Raw genomic sequence first — 9,484 nt, forward strand, 5'->3', positions numbered from 1 at the left:
CGCTGGAACCGCACCTGAGCCCTGAGACGCAGCGCGCGCTGGAGCCTGCCAAGCAGTTCGGCTTCCTGCTCATCCTCTTGCTATTCCTCGCTCCGGCGCTGAACCAGTGGTTCTTCGGCGTCGTGTACTGGCTTTTCGACCTGTCCGGGGTGCCGCACTGGCTGGCTGTCGCCGGCGGGCGGCTGACCCGGTTCTGGAGCGCCTGGATCTGAGGCAGCGCGACGCCTTATGGGCGCCGGGCACACGCACAGCGGCACCGACGCCCGCATCTCGCGGATGGTCAGCGCCGCGGTGCTGCTCGCCGGCTTCTTCGCGGTGGAACTGAGCACCGCGCTGCTGATCGGTTCGATCGCGCTGCTGGCCGACGCCGGACATCTGCTGACCGACCTGACCGCCGCGGTCATGGGTCTGGCCGCGCTGATGCTGGCCCGCCGCGGCAGCTCCTCGCCGCGGCGCACCTATGGCTGGCACCGCGCCGAGGTGTTCACCGCGGTGGCGAACGCGGTGCTGCTGATCGGGATAGCGGCGTTCAACCTCGACGAAGCGGTACGGCGGCTCGACAACGCCCCGGCGATCCCGGGCGTCCCGATGATCGCGGTCGCGCTCGGCGACCTGGCCACCAACACCGTGGCGGCACTGCTGCTACGGGTCCATTCCACGAGCAGTCTGGCCGTCAAGGGCGCCTACATGGAAGTCGTCGCCGAGCCACATCGCCGTCGACGAGCTGCGCGCGGCGCTGCGAGCCGTCGACGGCGTGACCGATGTGCACGACCTGCACGTGTGGACACTGGTGCCCGGCAAAGACGTGGCGACTGCCCACCTGACCAGCCCCGCCGACGCAGCGCGGGTACTCGACGACGCGCGTGCGGTGCTGGCGGCGCGTGGGTTGCAGCACGCCACGGTTCAGGTCGAGCCGCCGGGTGGCGTCGGCGATTGCTCGGCCAGCTGGTAGTTAGCTAAGGCCGAGTTCCGAGCGGGCATCGGGGTCACAGTCGTCGAGCAAGTCCAGGCAGCGTTGGTGTTCGTCGGTTTCGCCGATGGCGTCGGCGGCGCGCGCCAGCGCGGCCACACACCGCAAGAACCCGCGGTTGGGTTCGTGCGAATAGGGCACCGGGCCGAAGCCCTTCCACCCGTTGCGTCGCAGTTGATCCAGCCCGCGGTGGTAGCCGGTGCTGGCGTAGGCGTACGCGGTGATGGCCTTGTCCTCGGCCAGCGCTTCTTCGGCCAGCGCCGCCCACGCGACCGATGCCGACGGGTGCGCGGCGGCGACGATGGCCGGGTTCTCGTTCGCCCGCAGCTCGGCTTCGGCATCGCTGTCGCCGGGCAGCAGGATCGGATCGGGCCCCAGAAGGTCACGCGTCGGTGTCATGGGTTTCATTGTGCGGTTGTGCCGCGCCGCATTATCGCCAGGCGCGCAATTGCATTCTGTTCTCGCTAAGCTCCCTACTGACTCGATAGCCGGAGGACAGCAACGCCCATGCCCACCCCACCAGGGCCCGACCACAACGAGGCCGGGCTCGAGCCAGATGCCGTCAACGACGGCGGTACCGACCGGGTCGCATCCGAGACCGACCCCGTCGGGGAGCAGACGGCCGCACCGGAAGCCGACGAGGACGTCACCGAGACCTATCCGCGGGCCGGAAACGATGCCGAGCCCGCTACCGAGGTGATGACCCAGCCCGGTCAGGAGAGCCCGGGTCAAGCCGTCCAACCGCAACGGCAGCGCGGTGAACGTCGTTTCACCGCACCGGGTTTCGATGCGAAGGAGACGGTGGTCATGGAAACCGCCGCCGAGCCCGCCACCGAGGTGTTCCGCGCCCGCCAGCAACAGCCCACAGCGGCAGCGCCGATGAACATGCCGCCGAAAACGGCCACACCGCAGCTGATTCCACCGCGCCTCGGCGCGAAGTTGCGGCCGTCGACCCAACGCAGCTGGGGCTGGGTGCTGGCGCTGATCCTGATCATCTTGGCGCTGTCCGCGATCGCCGTTCTCGGCACCGTGCTGTTGACCCGCGGCAAACACCACCAAGCCTCACAAGAGGAGCAGGTCCGCACCACAATCCAGAACTTCGACGTCGCGGTGCAAAACGGCGATCTGGCCGTACTGCGCAGCATCACCTGCGGCAGCGCGCGCGACGGGTACGTCAGCTATGACGAGCAAGCGTGGCAGGACACGTACCGGAAAGTGTCGGCGGCCAAGCAGTTTCCGGTGGTGGCCAGCATCGACCAGGTCGTGGTCAACGGGGAATCCGCCGAAGCCAACGTCACCGCGTTCATGGCCAACGCTCCGCAGGTCCGCTCCACTCGCAGTTTCGACCTGCAGTTCCGCGACGACCAGTGGAAGATCTGCGAGTCGTCGAGCAGCTAAGCGCTTAGCGACTTTCCGGCGCAGTGCAGGTCGTTGCAGGCCTCGATGACCCGCTCGGTCATCGAGGCTTCGGCTTTCTTCAGGTAGCTGCGCGGGTCGTAGTCCTTCTTGCGGCCCACTTCGCCGTCGATCTTCAGCACACCGTCGTAGTTGGTGAACATGTGGTCGGCGATCGGCCGGGTGAACGCGTACTGGGTGTCGGTGTCGACGTTCATCTTCACCACGCCGTAGCGCAGCGCTTCCTCGATCTCCGACTTCTCCGAGCCGGAACCGCCGTGGAAAACGAAGTCAAACGGCTTGGCGTCGCCCTTTAGGCCGAGCTTCGCCGCGGCCACTTTTTGGCCCTGGGCGAGGATGTCGGGACGTAGCTTGACGTTGCCGGGCTTGTAGACGCCGTGCACGTTGCCGAAAGTCGCGGCCAGCAGGTATTTGCCGTGCTCACCGTGACCCAGCGCGTCGATGGTTTTCTCAAAGTCGTCCGGCGTGGTGTACAGCTTCTCGTTGATCTCGTTGGCGACGCCGTCCTCTTCGCCGCCCACCACGCCGATCTCGATCTCCAGGACGATCTTGGCGGAGGCCGCCTCCTTGAGCAGCTCCTGGGCGATCGCGAGGTTCTCGTCGATCGGCACCGCCGAGCCGTCCCACATGTGGGACTGAAACAGCGGGTTCTTACCTTGGACCACCCGCTCCTGCGAGATGGCCAGCAGCGGACGGACATAGCCGTCGAGCTTGTCCTTCGGACAGTGGTCGGTGTGCAGCGCGACGTTGATCGGGTACTTGGCCGCGACGATGTGGGCGAACTCGGCCAGCGCCACCGCGCCGGTCACCATGTTCTTCACCCCGAGCCCGGAGCCGAACTCCGCGCCCCCGGTGGAGAACTGGATGATGCCGTCGCTGCCGGCGTCGGCGAAACCCTTCAATGCGGCGTTGATGGTCTCCGACGAGGTGCAGTTGATGGCCGGAAACGCGTACGAGTTCTGCTTGGCGCGCTCCAGCATCTCGGCGTAGACCTCGGGCGTTGCGATGGGCATGGAACTTCCTTCCTGGCTGTGCCGCAGGCGGTGCAACACGACGACTGTTGCCGTCAGTATCCCAACAGCGCCTTCTCGACGGGGCTCGCCTGGGCTGCGCCTCGCCGGAGCGGGCCGCGCCCACCGGTATGTTGGGTGCTCATGATGACGATTGCGGCCGCGGGACAGGGGACGGTGCTGGCCCTACCGGGCCTGCTGGACCCCATGTACTGGCTGGGCGCCCACGGCGTCTTCGGCCACGCGGTGCTACCCGGCATCCTGCTGATCGTCTTCATCGAGACCGGGCTGCTGTTTCCGCTGCTGCCGGGTGAGTCGCTGCTGTTCACCGGTGGCCTGCTGGCAGCCAGCGCGCACCCGCCGGTCAGCATCCAGGTGTTGGCCACCTGTGTGGCAATCGTGGCGGTGCTCGGCGACCAGACCGGATATTTCATCGGGCGGCGGATCGGCCCGGCGCTGTTCAAGAAGGAAGATTCCCGCTTCTTCAAGCAGCACTACGTGACCGAGTCGCACGCCTTCTTCGAGAAGTACGGACCCGTGACGGTCATCCTGGCTCGCTTCGCACCGTTCGTGCGGACGTTCGTCCCGGTGGTGGCCGGCGTGTCGTATATGCGGTACCCGCTGTTCTTGGGCTTCGACATCGTCGGCGGTGTTGCCTGGGGTGCCGGTGCGACGCTGGCGGGCTACTTCCTGGGCAACGTGCCGTTCGTCAACAAGAACCTGGAAACCATCATCCTGGGCATCTTGTTCGTGTCGCTGGTGCCGGCCTTCATCTCGGCGGGCCGGGCATACTTGAACCGCCGTCGGGCGCCGAAGCGCGACCGGCTGCCATTGGCGGACTAGGTCAGACAGCGACCCCGAAATCGCAGCCGGTCTTGGCGCGCAGGTCGGCGAGGCTGACCCCGGGATGCAGCTCGGTCAGGGTGAGTCCCCGCCCCGGTTCGACGTCGAAGACGCACAGGTCGGTGATGATCATGTCCACCACACCCTTGCCGGTGATGGGCAGTGTGCACTGTTTGAGGATCTTCGGGCTGCCGTCTTTGGCGGTGTGATCCATCACCACGATCACTCGTTTCACTCCCGACACCAGATCCATCGCGCCCCCTGGGCCCTTGACCATTTTTCCCGGCACCATCCAGTTGGCCAGGTCGCCGTTCTCGGCCACTTCGAGTCCGCCCAGGATGGACAGGTCGATGTGGCCGCCGCGGATCATCGCGAAGGAATCGGCGCTGGAAAAAAAGCTCGACCCGGGAATGGCGGTGATGGTCTGCTTGCCGGCGTTGATCAGGTCGGGGTCGACGGCGTCGTCGCTCGGGTAGGAACCGATGCCGAGCAAGCCGTTCTCGGACTGCAGGGTCACGTCGATGTCGTCGAGAATGAAGTTGGCCACCAGGGTCGGAATCCCGATGCCCAGGTTCACGTAGTAGCCGTCGCGCAATTCCTGGGCGGCACGCTTGGCCATCAGTTCGCGAATGGGGCTGTAGTTCTTCAGCGCGGCGCCGCCGCTGGTGGTGCGGAACTCGATGCGCTTCTCGTAGTCGCGCCCTTCGATGATGCGGTCCACATAGATGCCCGGGGTGTGCACCAGGTCGGGATCCAGGTCGCCGACCTCGACCAGCTCTTCCACCTCGGCAACCGTCACCGCGGCGCAGGTGGCGATCATCGGGTTGAAGTTGCGCGCGGTCTTGCGGTAGACGAGGTTGCCTGCCTGATCGCCCCTCCACGCCTTGACGATGGCCAAATCGGCGCGGATGCCTTCTTCCAGGACGTATTCGACGCCGTTGAAGACGCGGGTGTCCTTGCCTTCGGCGAGCGGGGTGCCGTAGGCCGTGCGGGTGTAGAAGCCGGGAATGCCTGCACCGCCGGCGCGTAACTTCTCCGCCAGCGTCCCCTGCGGGGTGAGCGTGAGGTCCAGCTCACCGGCCAGCACCTGGCGCTCGAACTCCTTGTTTTCGCCCACATAGGAGGCGATCACCTTCTTCACCTGCCGGCCCTTGAGCAGCAGGCCCATCCCGAAATCGTCGACGCCGGCGTTGTTTCCGACGATGGTGAGGTCCTGGACGCCGCTGTCCACCAGCGCGCGGATGAGGTTTTCCGGGATACCGCACAGGCCGAAGCCGCCGGCTGCGATCGTGATGCCGTCTTTGAGCAGGCCGTGCAGCGCGGACGCAGCGTCGGGGTGGACCTTTTTCACGTAGTTGCTCCTCTACTTATCCGACGATTCGGCAGCTGCCCGATTGCCCGGCTCCTCCTCATCGCGCTTCGCGCTCTGCATCGTCGCCGGGAGTCACGTTATAGGCGGCCTCCATCAGCATCCACCCGGACAGCTGCACCGACAGGTCACGTTCGGCCACCTCCGAGCCGGTGACCGCGCCTTCCACGAACTCCTCCTGCGCGCCGCCCGTGGTGGGCAGTTCGGCGGTGCGATCCCAGAACGGCCCGAACACGGGCAGCCCGTCGACGGTCTGACGGTAGTCCCACGCCGACCGCGCCGAGGACAGCACCAGGTTTCGGGCAGTCTCACGCGCGGCGACGTCCGCGGCGGAATCACCGGGCAGCATCGTGGCCACCAGCGCCAGGTAGCGGGCGGTGACCCCGGCGAACAGCCCGCCGTCGCCGCCGCCGGCGCCCTTGATCACCCCGGATGGCGCCATCTCTTTTTCGACCGCGGCGACCAGCCGGTGCACTCGGGGGGCGTGCCGGGGATCGCCGGTGAGCGCAGCTAATTCGGTTTCCAGGCCGAGCACCACGCCCTGGCAGTAGGTGTACTGGGCGCGCGCCAGCGAACCGGCCTTGATGCCGTCGAACACCAGATGCGTGTCCGGGTCGACCAGCGTGGCGTCGATCCAGTCGGCCATCTGCTCGGCCCGTTTGAGCCGATCGCCGTAGCGGGCCAAAAAGATTCCAGCCGGGCCGTTGGCCGCGGCGTTGAAGAACTGGTCCTGTTTGCGCCAGGGAATACCGCCGCCGTCCTCGGGAACCCAGGCTTTGACGAACTGGTCGGTCAGCTTGTCCAGCGCGCGGTGGCAGTCGATGCCGGCCACCCGGGCGGCGCGCTCCATCGCCAGGGCCAGCCACGCCATGTCGTCGTAGTAGTCGTTGGTCCACCTGCCCGCATTGCGCAGCCGATGCGCGCGGATCTGGCGACGAATCCTCTTGCGGCGCTCGGGTTTTGGATCACGCAGCTGCGCGTCGACCAGGCAGTCCAGCAGGTGGGCCTGCCACCAGTAGTGCCAGTGGCCGAACAAGCGGTCGCGCCGGGCCGGCGGCCAGGCCACCACGCCGAGCTGGGTGCCCGGCAATGCCCACAGCCGCTTGAGATGTCGACCCGTGACGGCGGCTTCGGCGCTGGCTGCCCGGTTGGCCCACACCTGTTCCATGTCTGCAGATACTGCCTTACCAGGCGTGGGTCAGGTCCCCGTGCTGGACGATCCAGGCATGCATCGCGATTCCCGCCGCGACGGCCACGTTGATGCTGCGGGTCGAACCGAATTGGGCGATCGACACGGTCAGCGCCGCAGCCGCTTTGGCTTCGTCGGTGATGCCGGGGCCTTCCTGGCCGAACACCAGCAGGCACTGCCGTGGCAGCGCGGTCTGCTCCAGGCGGGCAGCGCCGGGAACGTTGTCGACGGCGACGACGGTCAGCCCGGCGCGCGCTGCACAGTCCATCAACTCGGCGGTGGTGTCGTGGTGGCGCAGCCGTTGGTAGCGGTCGGTGACCATGGCGCCGCGGCGATTCCACCGCCGCCGGCCGACGATGTGCACGGTGTCGACCGCGAACGCGTTCGCGGTGCGCACCACCGCACCGATGTTGGCGTCGTGCCCGAAGTTCTCGATGGCGATGTGCAGCGGGTGTCGCCGCTTGTCGATGTCGGCGATGATCGCCTCGCGCGTCCAGTAGCGGTAGGCGTCGACGACGTTGCGGGTGTCGCCGTCGCGCAACAGCCTCGGGTCGTAGCGCGGGTCGCTCGGCAGCGGGCCTTCCCACGGGCCGACGCCGCTGGCCGGGACGCCCCACTCGGTGGGGCCGGGTTCAGTCATTTGACGGTCCAGACTGCGGGATGGGTGCCTACCACCGAGACTGTCGCATACAGCACGGCCTGGTTGATTTCGCCCTGGGTGCACAGCGACGGGCTGACGTGACGGCGTTCAGCGATGCCTCAGGCAGGATCAGCACCGAGGACCCCATAAGCGGCGCAGGCCGCGCTCAGCCCCGGGCTGGGCAGTGTCGGGGCGGCGAGCAGCATCATCGGGCCGCCGCGGGCCGCGGAGTCGTCGCGGTAGCGGGCGGCGACGGCGTCGACCACCAATCCCAGCAGCATGTAGCCGCTGCCCGTGAATACCCCGGGATCACCGAGCGAGACTTGGCTGAGCTGTGTGCCGTCGGCGCGCCAGGCTGACACGCTGGTGGTCTTGACCACCAGGCCGGTGTCGTTGACAACGACTGCACAACAACGTTTTTCACGTGCTCGCAGCTGCCGATGCCGGTGGCCTCCATCGGGTGCGCCAGCGCGCCATAGAGCCCGAACCGGACGTCGTCGGGTTTGGTGTGCGGTGCCGACGAATCGGTCGGGGCGGCGTCGACGTCGACGAGCACGTAGTCGGCGTTCCAGCGCAGATTCGACACCGACATGTTCCAGCCCAGCACCGCCAACATCGCAATGACGGCCTGCACGGCGTCTCGCGGCGATCGCAAGCGCGGCGTGTGCAGCGGGTCGTCGCGCAACAATCTAGTGCAATCCCAGATCCGCCAGACCCAGCAGGCTGCGGTAGGGCAAGCCCTCGGCTTGGATGGCTTCGGCGGCACCGGTGGCGCGATCGACCACGGTGGCCACCCCGACCACGTCGCCGCCGGCGTCGCGGACCGCGCGCACCGCGGTCAGCGCCGACGCGCCAGTGGTGCTGGTGTCCTCAACGACCAGCACCCGCAGTCCGGAAACCTCGGCGCCCTCGATAAGTCGTTGCATGCCATGGGATTTCACCGACTTGCGCACCACGAACGCGTCGATCGGCCGGCCGGGCGCGTGCATGACGGCGGTGGCGACCGGATCGGCGCCCAACGTCAACCCGCCGACCGCGGCATAGTCCCAGTCGGCGGTGAGCTGGCGCATCAGGCGACCGATCAGCGGGGCGGCGCGGTGGTGCAAGGTGACGCGGCGCAGGTCGACGTAGTAGTCGGCTTGCTTACCCGAGGACAGTGTGAAGTTGCCGCGCCGCACCGAAAGCCGGCGCACCAGCTCGGCCAACTCCTCACGGTCGGTGACGGTCAGCTCAGGTGCGGCCACGGCCCCGGCCCATCGCGCTCACAGCGGCCCGCGCCAGGGTTCGCGGCATGATCCGTACGGCAGCCACCAGCGCCTTGTACTGCACGCCGGGGATGCTGAGCACCTTTCCGCGGGCAATGTCGGCCATGCTTTCGCGGATCACGTCGTCGACCGAAAGCCACATGAACGACGGCAGCGACGCCATGTCGATGCCGGCCCGCTGATGAAATTCGGTGCGCACGTATCCGGGGCAGACAGCGTGCACGCCGACGCCGGTGCCTTTCAGCCCGCCGGCCAGGCCCTCGGTGAACGACACCACCCACGCCTTCGACGCCGAGTACGTCGATCCGCGGCCCGAGAGCAGCCCGGCGACGCTGGCCACGTTGATCACGGTGCCCACCCCGGCGTCAAGCATCGGCGGCAGCGCGGCCCGGGTCAGCTGCATCACCGCGGTCACGTTGACGTCCAGCTGCGCTTGCAGCAGGACGGGGTCGGCGGTCCAGAACTCGCCGGACGTGCCGAAGCCGGCGTTGTTCACCAGCACCCGCACCCCGGCGGCCAGCCGGTCGGCGACCTTGCCGCGATCGGCGGCATCGGCTAGGTCGGCGGGCAAAACCTCGACACCGCAACGGGCTTCGTCGCGCAATTCGGCCGCCAGCTGCGCCAGCCGGTCGGTGCCGCGGGCGACCAGCACCAGGTCAAAACCGTCGGCGGCATAACGGCGCGCATACCCGGCGCCGATTCCGGACGTCGGCCCGGTGATCAGGGCGACAGGGCGGGGCATGACCGACAGCGTAGCGAAGGCGACGACGCACGCCCGGAGC

The 9,484-nt window shown here is 67.6% G+C and carries 9 protein-coding genes and 3 pseudogenes (1 of these 12 only partly in view); 4 read left to right on the forward strand and 8 right to left on the reverse strand.

Features of this window, described 5'->3' with window-relative positions; translation table 11 throughout:
* Positions 1-212, forward strand: a pseudogene (locus tag ACFE99_RS16305) (site-2 protease family protein); it begins 503 nt to the left of the window's first position.
* Between the two features lie 16 nt (positions 213-228).
* Positions 229-952 (forward strand): annotated as a pseudogene (locus ACFE99_RS16310) (cation diffusion facilitator family transporter).
* On the opposite strand, the gene ACFE99_RS16315 reads toward ACFE99_RS16310, so the two are convergent.
* Positions 953-1,369, reverse strand: a complete 417-nt coding sequence (locus tag ACFE99_RS16315; RefSeq protein ID WP_375487066.1) for a DUF3151 domain-containing protein — start codon at positions 1,367-1,369, stop codon at positions 953-955. It abuts the pseudogene before it with no gap.
* Between the two features lie 108 nt (positions 1,370-1,477).
* Here ACFE99_RS16315 and ACFE99_RS16320 point away from each other — a divergent pair, with 108 nt between their 5' ends.
* Positions 1,478-2,368: a hypothetical protein gene (locus tag ACFE99_RS16320; RefSeq protein ID WP_375487068.1), complete on the forward strand. Its 891-nt coding sequence runs from the start codon at positions 1,478-1,480 to the stop codon at positions 2,366-2,368.
* On the opposite strand, the gene fbaA is transcribed toward ACFE99_RS16320, so the two are convergent.
* Positions 2,365-3,399: a class II fructose-bisphosphate aldolase gene (gene fbaA / locus ACFE99_RS16325; RefSeq protein ID WP_375487070.1), complete on the reverse strand. Its 1,035-nt coding sequence runs from the start codon at positions 3,397-3,399 to the stop codon at positions 2,365-2,367. The genes ACFE99_RS16320 and fbaA overlap by 4 nt on opposite strands.
* A 144-nt stretch (positions 3,400-3,543) precedes the next feature.
* On the opposite strand from fbaA, the gene ACFE99_RS16330 reads away from it, so the two are divergent.
* Positions 3,544-4,239 carry a VTT domain-containing protein gene (locus tag ACFE99_RS16330; RefSeq protein WP_375487082.1) on the forward strand — a complete coding sequence of 232 codons (696 nt, stop codon included), beginning with the start codon at positions 3,544-3,546 and terminating at the stop codon, positions 4,237-4,239.
* A gap of 1 nt (position 4,240) precedes the next feature.
* Here ACFE99_RS16330 and ACFE99_RS16335 read toward each other — a convergent pair whose 3' ends face one another.
* The 6 genes and pseudogenes from ACFE99_RS16335 to ACFE99_RS16360 all read right to left on the reverse strand — a co-directional run bounded on the left by ACFE99_RS16335 (position 4,241) and on the right by ACFE99_RS16360 (position 9,444).
* The gene (locus ACFE99_RS16335) at positions 4,241-5,590 is read right to left on the reverse strand and encodes a 3-oxoacid CoA-transferase (RefSeq protein ID WP_375487072.1); all 1,350 of its coding nucleotides are present in this window, start codon (positions 5,588-5,590) and stop codon (positions 4,241-4,243) included.
* A 58-nt stretch (positions 5,591-5,648) separates the two neighbouring features.
* On the reverse strand, positions 5,649-6,776 hold the full coding sequence (locus ACFE99_RS16340) for a glycoside hydrolase family 76 protein (protein WP_375487074.1): 1,128 nt from the start codon (positions 6,774-6,776) through the stop codon (positions 5,649-5,651).
* Positions 6,777-6,792: 16 nt separating this feature from the next.
* A complete protein-coding gene (locus ACFE99_RS16345; protein WP_375487076.1) occupies positions 6,793-7,437 on the reverse strand; it encodes a TrmH family RNA methyltransferase in 645 nt (214 codons plus the stop codon).
* Positions 7,434-8,050, reverse strand: a pseudogene (locus ACFE99_RS16350) (hypothetical protein); the annotation flags it as partial. The pseudogene ACFE99_RS16350 and the gene ACFE99_RS16345, both read right to left, overlap by 4 nt.
* A 76-nt stretch (positions 8,051-8,126) precedes the next feature.
* Complete coding sequence (gene pyrE / locus ACFE99_RS16355; protein WP_375487078.1) at positions 8,127-8,681, reverse strand: orotate phosphoribosyltransferase; 555 nt, start codon at positions 8,679-8,681, stop codon at positions 8,127-8,129.
* Positions 8,668-9,444 (reverse strand): SDR family NAD(P)-dependent oxidoreductase, encoded by a 777-nt coding sequence (locus ACFE99_RS16360; protein WP_375487084.1) that lies wholly within the window; start codon positions 9,442-9,444, stop codon positions 8,668-8,670. Before ACFE99_RS16360 ends, pyrE begins: the two co-directional genes overlap by 14 nt.
* Positions 9,445-9,484 lie beyond the last annotated feature (40 nt).

This window comes from uncultured Mycobacterium sp. (assembly GCF_964249325.1).
GTDB lineage: Bacteria > Actinomycetota > Actinomycetes > Mycobacteriales > Mycobacteriaceae > Mycobacterium.

Coding starts and splice junctions, on each gene's coding strand:
- ACFE99_RS16315 (WP_375487066.1), bottom strand. CDS start 1,369: ATGACACCGACGCGTGACCTTCTGGGGCCCGATCCGATCCTGCTGCCC.
- ACFE99_RS16320 (WP_375487068.1), top strand. CDS start 1,478: ATGCCCACCCCACCAGGGCCCGACCACAACGAGGCCGGGCTCGAGCCA.
- fbaA (WP_375487070.1), bottom strand. CDS start 3,399: ATGCCCATCGCAACGCCCGAGGTCTACGCCGAGATGCTGGAGCGCGCC.
- ACFE99_RS16330 (WP_375487082.1), top strand. CDS start 3,544: ATGACGATTGCGGCCGCGGGACAGGGGACGGTGCTGGCCCTACCGGGC.
- ACFE99_RS16340 (WP_375487074.1), bottom strand. CDS start 6,776: ATGGAACAGGTGTGGGCCAACCGGGCAGCCAGCGCCGAAGCCGCCGTC.
- ACFE99_RS16345 (WP_375487076.1), bottom strand. CDS start 7,437: ATGACTGAACCCGGCCCCACCGAGTGGGGCGTCCCGGCCAGCGGCGTC.
- ACFE99_RS16360 (WP_375487084.1), bottom strand. CDS start 9,444: ATGCCCCGCCCTGTCGCCCTGATCACCGGGCCGACGTCCGGAATCGGC.